The following is a 12,776-nucleotide window of genomic DNA, read 5'->3' as shown; positions in this document are numbered from 1 at the left end:
CGTGCGCTCAAAACAAAAAACCGGAGTCTGTGCTCCGGTTTTTTATTATCCGCTAATCAATTACTTATTAACGAACTCTTCGCCCAGGGCGATATCTTTCTTCAGCGTATCCAGCATACCTTCCAGCGCGTTCTGTTCAAATGCGCTCAGGGTGCCGATAGATTTACGCTCTTCCACGCCGTTTTTACCCAGCAGCAGCGGTTGAGAGAAGAAACGTGCGTACTGACCGTCGCCTTCAACGTAGGCACATTCGACAACGCCTTGTTCGCCCTGTAGTGCGCGTACCAGAGACAGACCAAAACGTGCAGCTGCCTGGCCCATAGACAGGGTTGCAGACCCGCCACCGGCTTTCGCTTCAACCACCTCAGTACCCGCGTTCTGGATACGTTTGGTCAGATCAGCCACTTCCTGCTCGGTAAAACTAACGCCAGGAACCTGTGACAGCAGCGGCAGAATGGTAACACCAGAGTGACCGCCAATAACCGGCACTTCAACTTCGCCTGGCTGTTTGCCTTTCAGTTCCGCAACAAAGGTGTTGGAACGAATGATATCCAGTGTTGTAACGCCGAACAGTTTATTTTTGTCATAAACACCGGCTTTTTTCAGCACTTCAGCAGCAATCGCAACTGTGGTGTTAACCGGGTTAGTGATAATACCAATGCACGCTTTTGGGCAGGTTTTCGCAACTTGCTGTACCAGATTTTTCACGATGCCGGCGTTAACGTTAAACAGGTCGGAACGATCCATACCCGGTTTACGCGCTACACCTGCAGAGATAAGAACGACATCTGCGCCTTCCAGCGCCGGAGTCGCATCTTCACCAGAAAAACCTTTGATTTTCACAGCAGTAGGGATATGGCTCAGATCGACAGCCACACCGGGAGTCACTGGAGCGATATCATACAGAGAGAGTTCTGAACCTGAAGGCAGTTGGGTTTTTAACAGTAGTGCAAGCGCCTGGCCAATACCGCCAGCAGCGCCGAGGACTGCGACTTTCATCCTAAACTCCTTATTATATTGATAAACTAAGATATGTTGCTCCGCTGCCGCGACCTTAATCCACAAAATTGCCGTTTACAATGACCACATCTCAAGAATGTGTAGTCACGCAAGTTTAGCGTTTATGCATTTAATTGCCGTAATCAGGAACCTAACTTACGTAATTAACAGTCGCTTATGCATTAGCGCAACATTCCAACAGGTGGTGACAATATACCCTACCGTTCAGCCAAAACAACATCAATTTGATAACAATTAATTTACTTTTAAGCAGAATTTGCATGCCGTGACGCAGGCATGTTTCTCAATAACGAAATTTGATAAAATCCCGCTCTTTCATAACATTATTTCAGCCTTCTTCAGGGCTGACTGTTTGCATAAAAATTCATCTGTATGCACAATAATGTTGTATCAACCACCATATCGGGTGACTTATGCGAAGCTCGGCTAAGCAAGAAGAACTAGTTAAAGCATTTAAAGCATTACTTAAAGAAGAGAAATTTAGCTCCCAGGGCGAAATCGTCGCCGCGTTGCAGGAGCAAGGCTTTGACAATATTAATCAGTCTAAAGTCTCGCGGATGTTGACCAAGTTTGGTGCTGTACGTACACGCAATGCCAAAATGGAAATGGTTTACTGCCTGCCAGCTGAACTGGGTGTACCAACTACCTCCAGTCCATTGAAGAATCTGGTGCTGGATATCGACTACAACGATGCAGTTGTCGTGATTCATACCAGCCCTGGCGCGGCGCAGTTAATTGCTCGCCTGCTGGATTCACTGGGCAAAGCAGAAGGTATTCTGGGCACCATCGCTGGCGATGACACCATCTTTACCACCCCTGCTAACGGTTTCACCGTCAAAGACCTGTACGAAGCGATTTTAGAGCTGTTCGACCAGGAGCTTTAATCTCTGCCCCGTCGCTTCTGGCGGCGGGGAAAATGTTGTTTTTCCCTCTCACCCCCCCCTGCTTTCTCCTGCGATTAATTTAACGAATAGTGCGTTTTATCGCGACATATCACTCACATAATAAATACATGAGTTAAAAAAAGCACATTATGCAAAATTAATTATCTAATTGAAAATAATAGAATTAATAATAAGTAACCGTGTTTTTAATTCTTTTTTGTTATTAAAACTCACATTTTTAACACTTAGTATCAACTGAAACAGTTAGCGTGGTATTAATTAGTTCAATAATTAGTGTATACTTGATTTTGTGATATGGGTCACGAAACAAAGGCCCAGCTAAAAGATTATGTCGAGGTAAAAATCATGAAAATCAAAACCACTGTTGCTGCATTAAGCGTACTTTCTGTTTTCTCTTTCGGTGCATTCGCTGCCGACTCCATTGATGCTGCACAAGCACAAAATCGTGAAGCAATCGGGACCGTATCCGTAAGTGGTGTGGCGTCTTCGCCAATGGATATGCGTGAAATGCTGAACAAAAAAGCGGAAGAGAAAGGCGCAACGGCCTACCAGATTACGGAAGCTCGTAGCGGTGACACCTGGCACGCTACGGCTGAACTGTACAAATAAACCCTCATCGTCTTGTCCGACGATATTGCCCCCGGTTCGGGGGCTTTTTTTTGCGCTAATGACGAACATTAAAACGCAAATGCCCTTCCAGCTCTTCCTCTGCCTCATCAAACAGCAATATTAACGCGCCAAAACGGCGACGCGTTTTCTCTCCCAGATGAACAAATTCAATCTCAAGTGGTAGCGGCAGGACATCGTTCATTAACACATCCCATAGTGAGTCGAGATCGCGTACCTTATCTTTCGCCAGACCAAAGGCTTGGCTGAAGTCGCGATAAAAATCCTCCTGACTCTCAATCTCATCAAAATCAAAGGTATAAATATTCATCTGTTGCCACCGTCACGTTTCGCGGCGAGTTCTGCCGTTCATCGCTAAGTATAGCCATGAAAAAACCGACGCTTCGGGCGTCGGTTTTGACTTAACTATCGGTCAACGCATGTTGATACTTATGGAGCATACCCGTAAGCCGATGTACTGGTTCCGTCACCTGCGGTGGCGCTTGCCAGATGCGTAGCTTTTCCTGGTAGATTTCCAGTTCTTCCAGCAACTGTCCAAAATACCGACGACGTTTATCATCGCTACGGGCAGATATCACATGGTCTGCTGTGCGGCGCATTTGTCGGTGAAACGCCGATAAATCCTCGTTAATCGGGATCGGCGCATCACGCAGGCGCTGGTGCGCGATAATCATCGTCAGCGCCAGGCGAAATTTCGGCAAATCCCCTGGGAACTTATTCATCAGCAAAAACAGCTGCTGATAAAGTGCCGGGAGGTGATTCTCTTTACGACGTGCCACATTGGTAGTCATCGCGGAAACAGCGGCAGAAACAAACTGATTAAGCAGTACACGTCCAGTCCTGTCGCGCGATTTATCCCGCACCAGCAAAATAACGGTGAACGCGAGCACACAGCCGACGATTTGCCCTAATGCGCTGTCGAGAAACTGACTGAAATGGAAAGTCATCGGGTTATCCAGCACGATAATATTTATGGTGCTGGCCAGCGCCCCCATCGAGCCCAGTCGCCGTTTCTGTACTTCTATACCGAGGAAGAATCCCAGCACTGCCAGGCTAATACACAGCAGCAACATGCTCTGTTGAGTATTAGGGATAATCACCAAAAAGTAGAGCAGCCCTAACGGCAGCGCTGCCAGCGTCCCGTAGATAAAGTCGATCGCCACCATGCGTGGATTCGGCAAACGCATTGCCAGTGACGTCACTACCGCAATCATCACCATTGCACCACTACCGGAAGTCCAGCCCGTCCACAGCCAGAAAAGCGTCCCCAGAATGCAGGAAAGTGTGGTTCGCCAGAAGTTAACCATCGCATGATGACGTTCGGCTGACTCTACTTTGACTTCCGGTTCGCCTTGCAGGATCTCTTCTTCGGTGGCGTTGATTTTTGTGTTACTGATAACGCCGCGCTTGAGAAGCTGATAACGCGTTGCCGCCGCGACCCAGCTATAAATGGTGACAGGCGTTTCCCGTTCCCCGGTCCAGGCGATAACTCTCCGCAGGCGTTTGAGCTGCTTGTGGACGTCCTGCGCGGTTTCTACCGGCGTGTCAAAAAATTCGCGGAAAGTATCAGTGATCAATTCCGGGCGCGTATTCTGAATAAGATAAGTTTCGCAGGATTGGGTAATCAGAGTCAGCGATAGCGTATTGATCGCTTTTAAACGTCGATTGGCCCGCGCCCAGCGGGAAGATTCCATATTCAGGTTGCTGCGCATACCTTGTAACGCCGTGGTGCGTCGCACCAGATCGCCCCAGGCTTTATCGACAACTTCACCATCGCCATGCTTGATACAGAGTTGCATTAATTGATATTGCGCGACCAGCAAACTTTCCAGCTCTCGATCCACTTCTTGTTTGATCGATCGCGGAGAAAAGAGCAAATCCGCCATAATCGCACACACAATACCGATAACGATCTCGCTACAACGTTCGACGGCAAACTGCGGCGTAAGCAATGGTTCCGGCTGAATGGTGATCACAATGATCAGCGCGGTATAACCGGCCAGCCCCCACGCATACGAGTTTTCTATTCGTACCAGCGAGGATATCCAGGTACAAAAACCGGCCCAGATACAGCACACCAGAATCATCAATAATGGTGCGCGGATCATCGCAATGATGATCACCAGTCCGGCAATACAGCCAATAAATGTGCCGATGATGCGCAAAAAGCCACGATAGCGAATAGCGCCAGAATACGGTTCACCTCCCGCAGCAAAGGCCGGACCGGCGGCAACAATCGCCGCTGTCAGTACTGCCCAGCGTGGCGTTTCCAGCTGGAAGTGAAAGCCAACAAACAGCGCCAGTACAATGGCGGTCGCCAGTTTTACCGCAAAGCGAATATGTTGGTTAGCAATGGAGAAAATACCCATCGTGATTAACCAAACTCACGCAGGCGATGGGCCATTTTACGGAAGAACGAATCCTGGCTTTCGTCGCGATCTTGTTTGCCAGTGACCACCACTGTAGCAGTGGTGCCCGCAGGCCAGATGTTCTCTTGCTGGTTGTCGAGACGAATACGAACCGGAACACGTTGCGCCAAACGCACCCATTCAAGGTTAGAGTCGATGGTCGCCATCCCTTTGTCGTCACGCGTGCTGCTGGCGTTGGTGACCCCAGCGGCAACACTATCAACAGTCCCTTTCAGCACTTTGTTACTGCCAAGCGGCGTGATCTCTGCACGATACCCAGGGCGCACCCCTTCCAGCTTAGTTTCTTCCATATAGGCCAGTACATAGAAGGAGTTCTGTTTCACCAGCGCAACCGCCGTTGATCCACGGGTAATAAACTCACCGGTATAGACGTTGAGGTTGGTCACCCAGCCATCTGCTGGCGCGCGGATCACCGTGCGTTCAAGATCCAGTTTTGCCAGATCGCGGGTCGCCTGCGCTTTCGCTAACTGATGCAGAACCGTTTGTAGTACGTTGTTGGCCTGGTCGATCTCTTCGCGAGACATCGCCTGCACACCGAGACGGTTACGACGTCCGGCCTCCTGGCGTTTCTCCTGTGCCAGTACCTGATAATAAGCAACATCGGCTTGCGCTTCCTCAAGCGCCTTTTGATAGCGCGGCTGGTCGATGGTGAACAGTACCTGTCCTTTTTTCACCAGCTGGTTATCATGAACATTCACCTGGGTTATGAGTCCAGAAACGTCCGGCGCGATCGCAACGACGTCAGCGCTAAAGCGCGCGTCACGCGTCCAGGGGGATTCGGTGTAATAGACCCAGGCATTAAAAATTGCGATGAAGGCCAGAATGACTAATACGACCGTGATGGCCGTACGGGAGAATTTTCTTATTAGTGTTTTCACTTCAACCTCAAACGAACAGTCGCGATATCAAATAAAACAAACAGCAATAGAGCGCGGTGTTGAACAACGCCGGATGCCAGACAAAGTCGTAGATACCTGTTGGCACAAGTACCCGGCGCACCAGCCAGAAAATCGCCAGTGATAAAAGCAATTCAAAAAATATCGGTGGGAAGGACAGCCCAAACACCACGATAACGGGAAACAGACTCATGTTGACCTTGGTTGTATAGAGAGAGCAGGCGTTATTATTTTCAGCATCTGTCGCCGCAGAGAAGGGCATGGAAAGCCGGGCGAGAGCAACATTGCTGTAGATTGATATTTAATATATTAGCGTAACTGTTATGCTGTTATCTATATTATGTGATCTAAATCACTTTTAAGTCAGAGTGAATAATGGAACGACTAAAACGCATGTCGGTGTTTGCCAAAGTAGTTGAATTTGGCTCTTTTACCGCCGCCGCCAGACAGCTACAGATGAGCGTTTCGTCCATCAGTCAGACGGTGTCAAAACTGGAAGATGAGTTACAGGTAAAGCTGTTAAACCGTAGTACACGCAGCATTGGCCTGACCGAAGCCGGTAGAATTTACTACCAGGGCTGCCGTCGGATGCTCCATGAAGTGCAGGATGTTCATGAGCAACTGTATGCCTTCAATAACACCCCCATCGGGACGCTGCGCATTGGCTGTTCTTCAACTATGGCACAAAATGTTCTCGCCGGGCTGACAGCAAAAATGCTGAAAGAATACCCAGGTTTGAGCGTCAATCTGGTTACCGGAATTCCTGCCCCCGACCTGATTGCCGATGGTCTGGATGTGGTGATCCGCGTCGGCGCGTTGCAGGATTCCAGCCTGTTTTCCCGCCGTCTGGGCGCGATGCCAATGGTGGTGTGCGCCGCAAAAAGCTATCTCACACAATACGGCATACCGGAAAAACCCGCCGATTTGAGTAGTCATTCATGGCTTGAATACAGCGTGCGGCCCGACAATGAATTTGAACTGATCGCACCGGAAGGGATCTCGACTCGCCTGATCCCACAAGGAAGATTTGTGACTAATGATCCGATGACGCTGGTGCGCTGGCTGACGGCGGGTGCCGGGATCGCCTACGTGCCGCTGATGTGGGTGATCAACGAGATCAATCGTGGGGAGCTGGAGATCCTGCTGCCGCGTTATCAGTCAGATCCACGCCCGGTTTATGCGTTATATACCGAAAAAGATAAGCTGCCGCTGAAGGTACAAGTCGTGATCAACTCGCTAACGGATTATTTTGTTGAGGTCGGTAAATTGTTTCAGGAGATGCACGGGCGCGGGAAAGAGAAGTAATTAATATTGTACTGTTACGTTGTACAAACCTGTGCCAACGGGTTCCCCTAACCTTCTCCACAGAGGGGCAAGGGGACCGTTCATGCACGTGGAAGGATTAATTATCCTTCTGAACATACTGAAATTATTACGCGGTACCGCCAACAGTCAGATTATCAACTTTCAGCGTTGGCTGGCCCACGCCAACCGGCAAACTTTGCCCTTCTTTACCGCAGACACCCACACCGTTATCCAGTTTCAGGTCGTTGCCAACCATCGAAATCTGCTGCATGGTTTCGATACCGGAACCAATCAACGTTGCGCCTTTCACCGGCTTCGTTACTTTACCGTTTTCAATCAGATACGCTTCTGAAGTGGAGAAAACGAATTTGCCGGATGTAATATCCACCTGACCGCCACCAAAGTTCGGTGCATAGATACCGTACTCAACGGATTCAATAATTTCTTGCGGGGTCGATTTACCCGGCAGCATATAGGTGTTAGTCATACGCGGCATCGGCAGATGAGCGTAGGATTCACGGCGACCGTTGCCAGTCGGCGTCATCCCCATCAAACGCGCGTTGAGTTTATCCTGCATGTAGCCTTTCAGGATGCCATTCTCAATCAGCACGTTGTACTGACCTGGCGTACCTTCATCATCAATCGCCACCGAACCACGGCGATCGACCATCGTACCGTCATCAACCACGGTACACAGTTCTGAAGCCACCTGCTCCCCGACCTGTCCACTAAATACTGAAGTGCCACGGCGGTTGAAGTCGCCTTCCAGACCGTGCCCCACCGCTTCATGCAACAGCACGCCCGGCCAACCTGCGCCAAGTACTACCGGCATGGTGCCCGCTGGTGCAGCAACGGCAGAAAGATTGACCAGCGCCATACGCACAGCTTCTTTTGCCCATGCATCCGCACGGACTTCACCGTCGAGATCGGCAAGGAAGAACTCATAACCAAAACGACCGCCGCCGCCACTGGCACCGCGTTCGCGTTTGCCATCTTCTTCGACCAGAACGCTCACGGAAAGACGCACCAGCGGACGGACATCCGCCGCTAGCGTGCCGTCGGTGGCCGCAACCAGAATTAATTCATAGACACCACTGAGGCTGGCAGTCACTTCCTGTACGCGCTTGTCCGCTTCGCGGGCAACCTTATCGACGCGACGCAGGATATCCAGCTTCTCTTCACGGCTCATGCTTTGCAGCGGATCTACCGAGGTATACAACGGGCTATGCTCTACCGCGCCCAGCGTCTGTACTTTGCCATCGCCGTTGTCACGCACAATAGTACGCGCCGCTTGCGCACTCTGTTCCAGCGCCAGCAGGCTGATTTGGTCGGCGTAGGCGAAACCGGTTTTTTCACCGCTAATCGCGCGCACACCAACACCCTGATCGATGTTGTAAGAACCATCTTTAATAATACGGTCTTCTAAAACCCAGGATTCGTGATAGCTCGACTGAAAATAGAGATCGCCATAATCAAGGCGACGTTCGGCCAGTTGACCGAGGATCGCGAACAAGTCCTGATGTTTCAGGCCGTTCGCCGCTAGCAATTGTTCACTTACCAGGTTCAGACTCATCGTTTTTGCTACTCGTTAGTTACTGCAGTAGAGGATTTTTTACGGCTGCCGGATGCGGCGTGAACGCCCTATCCGGCCTACGGTTATGTTCCGGCTCGTTGGCCTTTGGCAACGATTATCATATGAGATTGGGGCAATTACGCGCCCTCGTCAAATCATTGCGCTTTTTCTTTACGCGGTTGGCGCAACACTTCGTTGATTTGCGGATCGTCCAGCGGACCCGAAATGTGATAGCGCAAAATGGAGACTTTGCTCCACAGCGGCCCCAGCACTTTACTGGCGGCAAACACTGCCGCGCCAACAATGGGGTTAACCGCAAAAGCCGCAGCCACGCCCACCGTCGCAGAAATCTCTGGTGCGACAACCGCTTCCATATTCAGGTCGCGACGCACCAGATTTACCGACCCTTTCATGGCAATGTCCGCTTCCAGGCCATCCACCAGCGTGTCGTCGGTGTGCATAACGCCGTCTTTAATCCACGCGGTGCTGCGAATGGAGTCAAAATAGAACCCTTCACCAAAGGTGTCTCTGAAATCAAAACGCAGCTTACGCATCAGGGCATCAACGCTCAATAAGCGCAGCAATTGCCCGGCATGTCCGGTATTGATTTCGGTAATTTCGCCTTTGCCCAGTTGAGTATGAATGATGCCATTCAACGTCGCCTCATCTGGTTGCCAGGGTGCTTTGCGCCAGTGTAAATCGTAATCCACATTAAATGACGACTGGCGTATGGGCGTCGTGACACCAAAAAATTCTGCGGCGGCATCAATTTTCTGCCCACGCAGTTTTCCTTTCAGCGAGGTGCGTTCATTTCCCGGATTGTTAACCCATTCACCATCGGCAGTAAGCCGCGAGAAACCAGTATCAATCAGTCCATTGGTCAGCGTTAATGTATTGCCAGAAATGGTGATATCACTGTCAATGCGCCCGAATTTTTGCCCCCAGAACCAGCACTCTGCGCATCGTATTTGGGCGTCCGGCCAGCCACGGAAGTTAATGCGCTCCGTTGTCGGGAAAGGTGATGACTGTGTTGAATCACCACGAGTTTTCGCCACGCTAGGGTTGTAATAAAGATATTTGATATTCGCCAGCCACGGCGCGTTATTACGCATCGCCAGCGTGGCGTTGATTTCACGCCCTTGCGCCTCAACCAGGGTGCCATTTGCCGTCGGTTGCGAAACAATACTCAGGTTATTCCATTGCTGATTTCCCAGCGACAACATAGGCGTACGTAACGTTATGTGTTGTGGGAAACTCGCTGCACCACCGACACTCTCCGCCGCGCCTTTCTGGAACAGGGCCAGCCACTCGGCACCATTCATCGGCGGCATATTGAGTTCAACGCCACTTTGTTCCGGCAACGGCGGGAGCGTTTTACTGTCTGCCGCCCAAATAGCACGGTCGAGCGTCAGCTTTTGACCAAGCAACCAGCGGCTATTGAAATGGTTATCTGCACCAGCCTGTCCGGTTAACTCAAAGCTGTTGAGATTGCCATCAACCTTAACGTTTACCGCTAGTGGTTCACCCGCAGGTTTGGCTAACGGTGAAGGTAAGTGACTGCTCACATTCTTCAAATCGCCGTTTAGCTCTACGTTATAGGTCGCGCCAGCATGATAAGGCAGATCAATGCCCACTTTACCATCCCACGCCACGCTGCCACTTAATGCTTCGTTCACCGCTTCAGGCAGAACGCCGGTTTTCGCTGGTTGCCAGTTACCGTTGAGATTCACCGCGACCTGGTAGGCTTTTGCCCCTTCTTTGGTGGAAAAATCCACGTTCAACGGCTGATTAAACCAGCTTGCTGTCAGTGGTTCACTTTGCAAATCGCCATTGATAAAGCTGAATTTACCGCTCAAATTTTTCAGGGTGCTGTCGAGTGGTTTGATAAACAGACTGTTATTACGCAGCGTCACTTCACCTTTCGCGGTTACCAGTTCGCCGTTCAGCGGGATATCAAGATGTAAGCGAGCATTCACATCGCCGTCGAGCTGGAGTTCTTGCAGGGTTGCACCCAGAGAATCTTTCAGCGGTGTCTCATCAAAGTAAGGGCCGACGGCTTTACCCGGACCTTTAATGTCAGCGTCAATCAGCAGTTTTTCTTTCGAGTAGTCAGGGATCACTGCGGTGAGATTACTCGCGCGCACGCCGCCCAGATTAACGCCATCGGTTTTCATCCATAAACCGTCGTTGATAAAGTCCAGTTCAATATCAAGGTTAGTTAATGCAGGCCAGTCCGGCTGGAAGGCAAACTTCGCGTTGCGCAGCGGCACCAGCACTTCAAACTGACCTTCGTTGTGTTTATAGGGGAAGAGTTGCGGATTGCCACCATAAACCAGCGTCGCGTTATCCGCTACACCGCCCTGAATCGCGCCACTTAAGTAATCAACCAGGTCTTTACCCATCAAGTTTTCCGGGAAATAGCGCCAGGCTTGTGAACCATCATCGGTACTGATGCCAGCCAGAATACCCAGCCAGGGTTCATCGTTAGCTGGTTGCAGGTAACGAAAACCGCCGCGCGCATGGACGGCTTTGGCTTTAACGTCAATATTACGTCCATCCAGCTGGAAACCTTTGTCATTGTTCAGCCAGCTTATCGTAGCCTGGCCGTCGGCGATTTCCAGTGGCGCACGGAATACCGTTTCGTAAGGCATCTTTGCCTGCTTCATCGACGCTGTAAGCAAACCATTTTCTACGCTGCCGGAAAGCGCCCCGGAGAAGTGTTCCGCACCCGGTAATAATTTCCATTGCTTCCAGGCCAGATCGCTCCACGATGCCTGAAAACGGGTCTTGTCTGCCGCCTGAAGCGGGATATCCAGAGCCAGCGTGTTAATCTTGCCGCTCGGTTGTGTGGAGCGCCAAACATCACCCAGTGCAGGTGAAAGTTTCGCGGCCAGCGGGCGTATGCCCTCCAGGCCTGCCAGCTCCAGATTACTGGCGCGAATCCGGAGTTCGTCACTGCGTTTATTGTCTTTGCCGCCAACGTCCTGTTCCGGTATCCAGGCCAGCGTCAATGCTCCGCTCGGCCAGGGTTTGCCGTCCATCGTGATCCGTGTATCGGGAATAGAGAACTGCCAGCCTGGATTTTCACGCGTAATATGCGCGGTCAGATTATCCACCGACAGCGTATGCGTTTGCTTCTCGCCCAACCAGCTGGCACCGCCCTGTTTCAGCCAGACGTCACCGCCGGTTACATCGCCTTTGTCGATCGTCATCCAGCCTTCAAGGGAGAACTGTGCCGTTTCCAGCGCAATATTGTCCTGCATCCATTTACCGAGCCACGGCTTCAGGTCGATGTCATCCGCCTGGAGCCAGACGCGACCATTGCTTAACAACCCCTCATCATCGCGCAAATCCATGCGCACCTGCATCACGCCGTGCTGTCCGGTAAGGCTGGAGAGGCTTACCAGGCCTTCTGCACGGTGTCGACGTGGATCGTTCAGCCAGGTGAGTTGTGGGATCGCCAGCTCGGCGCGCTGACCGGATGGCGTCAGGAAACTGACTTCACTGTCGCGGAGATCGAAATGGTCGAACTGACGAAGAAACAGATCGCTGATGTGACTGGCTTCCAGGCTATCATTACCACCACCGCTGGTGATAGGAGTGTTGGTGCGAAAGCGCAGCTGCCAGAAAGTGAGATCACGAAACTGCCAGCGCATATGTAACAGGCTTTGCCAGACATCCAGCGCCAGAGTAACGCGTTTAACCGAAAATTCGCCGCCATCTTTTAGTTCTGCACGGATGTCGTGCGCTTCAAGCGTCGGGCCAAAATTCTGCCAGCTGGCTGAGAGCTGACTGGCTTCTACCGGCATGCCAGTCGCGGATTCTATTTTGTTGAGGATTTCCGGACGCCAGGCGTCAAGATGCGGTAAAGCAATACGCAGGCCGCTAACCAGCAGGGCAGCGATCACAACGAGCGCGGCTCCAGTAAGCAGTAAAATCCCCGGCAATCGCCTCACCCGTCACTCCTTGTCTGCTAAAAATGTGACTCAAAAACCCTTTGCCGGATGGCGGCCCAGCATCT

10 protein-coding genes are annotated in these 12,776 nt (G+C 51.2%); 3 read left to right on the top strand and 7 right to left on the bottom strand.

All coding sequences use genetic code 11. The features are described from left to right. Positions 1-60 precede the first annotated feature (60 nt). Positions 61-999, bottom strand: coding sequence for a malate dehydrogenase (gene mdh / locus ACK8NJ_RS02440; RefSeq protein ID WP_001295272.1), 939 nt, complete (start codon positions 997-999; stop codon positions 61-63). A 434-nt stretch (positions 1,000-1,433) separates the two neighbouring features. Between mdh and argR the strand changes: the two genes are divergently transcribed. After that, a complete protein-coding gene (gene argR, locus ACK8NJ_RS02435; RefSeq protein ID WP_001257846.1) occupies positions 1,434-1,904 on the top strand; it encodes a transcriptional regulator ArgR in 471 nt (156 codons plus the stop codon). A gap of 366 nt (positions 1,905-2,270) precedes the next feature. Beyond that, entirely contained in the window at positions 2,271-2,534 is a 264-nt protein-coding gene (gene yhcN / locus ACK8NJ_RS02430) for a peroxide/acid stress response protein YhcN (protein ID WP_042096572.1), read from the top strand. 55 nt (positions 2,535-2,589) lie between these two features. Here yhcN and ACK8NJ_RS02425 read toward each other — a convergent pair whose 3' ends face one another. The 4 genes from ACK8NJ_RS02425 to aaeX all read right to left on the bottom strand — a co-directional run bounded on the left by ACK8NJ_RS02425 (position 2,590) and on the right by aaeX (position 6,070). Next, positions 2,590-2,862: a barstar family protein gene (locus tag ACK8NJ_RS02425; RefSeq protein ID WP_001029005.1), complete on the bottom strand. Its 273-nt coding sequence runs from the start codon at positions 2,860-2,862 to the stop codon at positions 2,590-2,592. Positions 2,863-2,953: 91 nt separating this feature from the next. Next, on the bottom strand, positions 2,954-4,921 hold the full coding sequence (aaeB, locus tag ACK8NJ_RS02420; protein WP_042096571.1) for a p-hydroxybenzoic acid efflux pump subunit AaeB: 1,968 nt from the start codon (positions 4,919-4,921) through the stop codon (positions 2,954-2,956). A 5-nt stretch (positions 4,922-4,926) separates the two neighbouring features. Next, the gene (gene aaeA, locus ACK8NJ_RS02415; RefSeq protein ID WP_000854033.1) at positions 4,927-5,859 is read right to left on the bottom strand and encodes a p-hydroxybenzoic acid efflux pump subunit AaeA; all 933 of its coding nucleotides are present in this window, start codon (positions 5,857-5,859) and stop codon (positions 4,927-4,929) included. Between the two features lie 7 nt (positions 5,860-5,866). Continuing rightward, the gene (gene aaeX, locus ACK8NJ_RS02410) at positions 5,867-6,070 is read right to left on the bottom strand and encodes a p-hydroxybenzoic acid efflux pump operon protein AaeX (protein WP_000051841.1); all 204 of its coding nucleotides are present in this window, start codon (positions 6,068-6,070) and stop codon (positions 5,867-5,869) included. Between the two features lie 182 nt (positions 6,071-6,252). Here aaeX and aaeR point away from each other — a divergent pair, with 182 nt between their 5' ends. Then, positions 6,253-7,182 carry an HTH-type transcriptional activator AaeR gene (gene aaeR / locus ACK8NJ_RS02405; protein WP_000440317.1) on the top strand — a complete coding sequence of 310 codons (930 nt, stop codon included), beginning with the start codon at positions 6,253-6,255 and terminating at the stop codon, positions 7,180-7,182. A gap of 127 nt (positions 7,183-7,309) precedes the next feature. Here the strand turns inward: aaeR and tldD are convergent, their stop codons facing one another. Together tldD and yhdP are read right to left on the bottom strand one after the other, a co-directional pair. Beyond that, positions 7,310-8,755 (bottom strand): metalloprotease TldD, encoded by a 1,446-nt coding sequence (tldD, locus tag ACK8NJ_RS02400; protein WP_000055898.1) that lies wholly within the window; start codon positions 8,753-8,755, stop codon positions 7,310-7,312. 155 nt (positions 8,756-8,910) lie between these two features. Continuing rightward, entirely contained in the window at positions 8,911-12,711 is a 3,801-nt protein-coding gene (yhdP, locus tag ACK8NJ_RS02395; protein WP_001253547.1) for an AsmA2 domain-containing protein YhdP, read from the bottom strand. Between the last annotated feature and the right edge of the window lie 65 nt (positions 12,712-12,776).

Source organism: Escherichia sp. F1, assembly GCF_046764225.1.
GTDB classification, from domain to species: Bacteria; Pseudomonadota; Gammaproteobacteria; order Enterobacterales; family Enterobacteriaceae; genus Escherichia; species Escherichia coli.
This window is presented reverse-complemented; position numbering and strand designations above follow the sequence as displayed.

What these genes read in the sequence shown, in the direction of transcription:
- mdh (WP_001295272.1), bottom strand. Translation starts at nt 999, where the DNA reads ATGAAAGTCGCAGTCCTCGGCGCTGCTGGCGGTATTGGCCAGGCGCTT.
- argR (WP_001257846.1), top strand. Translation starts at nt 1,434, where the DNA reads ATGCGAAGCTCGGCTAAGCAAGAAGAACTAGTTAAAGCATTTAAAGCA.
- yhcN (WP_042096572.1), top strand. Translation starts at nt 2,271, where the DNA reads ATGAAAATCAAAACCACTGTTGCTGCATTAAGCGTACTTTCTGTTTTC.
- ACK8NJ_RS02425 (WP_001029005.1), bottom strand. Translation starts at nt 2,862, where the DNA reads ATGAATATTTATACCTTTGATTTTGATGAGATTGAGAGTCAGGAGGAT.
- aaeB (WP_042096571.1), bottom strand. Translation starts at nt 4,921, where the DNA reads ATGGGTATTTTCTCCATTGCTAACCAACATATTCGCTTTGCGGTAAAA.
- aaeX (WP_000051841.1), bottom strand. Translation starts at nt 6,070, where the DNA reads ATGAGTCTGTTTCCCGTTATCGTGGTGTTTGGGCTGTCCTTCCCACCG.
- aaeR (WP_000440317.1), top strand. Translation starts at nt 6,253, where the DNA reads ATGGAACGACTAAAACGCATGTCGGTGTTTGCCAAAGTAGTTGAATTT.
- tldD (WP_000055898.1), bottom strand. Translation starts at nt 8,755, where the DNA reads ATGAGTCTGAACCTGGTAAGTGAACAATTGCTAGCGGCGAACGGCCTG.